Origin of the sequence: Thalassospira sp. UBA848, from assembly GCF_002295455.1 — a bacterium.
Classification (GTDB): domain Bacteria; phylum Pseudomonadota; class Alphaproteobacteria; order Rhodospirillales; family Thalassospiraceae; genus Thalassospira.
This window is the reverse complement of sequence record NZ_DBGS01000107.1, coordinates 9,548-10,140: the sequence shown is the minus strand read 5'-3', so window position 1 is coordinate 10,140 and position 593 is coordinate 9,548. Positions and strand designations below refer to the sequence as shown.

General features: G+C 58.2%; 2 protein-coding genes. Both read left to right on the top strand.

The annotated features are described in order from the left end of the window. Nucleotides 1-5: 5 nt before the first annotated feature. Entirely contained in the window at nt 6-158 is a 153-nt protein-coding gene (locus B2R48_RS14890) for an SDR family oxidoreductase (protein WP_297001944.1), read from the top strand. 12 nt (nt 159-170) lie between these two features. Then, a partial coding sequence (locus B2R48_RS14885; RefSeq protein ID WP_297001928.1) for an aldo/keto reductase occupies nt 171-593 on the top strand: 423 nt, incomplete at its 3' end.

Genomic DNA, 593 nt, shown 5'->3' with positions numbered 1-593 from the left:
CCGATGTGCTTGCCGCGCAAAGCGCAACAGTACCGATGGGCCGCGTGGGCCGCCCGGATGAATGTGTCGGGGCGTTCCTGTTTCTCGCCTCGAACGCCATGGCGGGCTACATCACAGGCCAGATCATCGAGGTCAATGGCGGCCAGTTAATGCCTTAGGAGCAAAGATATATGAACTACAGAAAATTTGGTAAGACAGGACGCACGGTTTCGGAAGTCGGTTTCGGAGCCTGGGCCATTGGTGGCGCCTGGGGCGATGTTTCAGAGGCTGACGCGCGCGCGGCCCTGCATGCCGCCCTTGATAACGGCACGACCTTCATTGATACCGCCGACGTTTACGGTGACGGCCGGTCGGAAAAAATCATCGCCGATGTCATGAAGGAACGCGGTGGCGAACGTCCGTTCATCGCAACCAAGGCCGGACGTCGCCTCGATCCGCATGTGTCCGAGGGCTACAACAAGCAGAATCTGACAGCCTTTGTGGAACGGAGCCTTAAGAACCTTGCGACGGATTGTCTTGATCTGGTGCAGCTTCATTGCCCGCCGACCGAGGTGTTCTATCGCCCGGATGTGTTCGAGGTGATGGAGGAAATG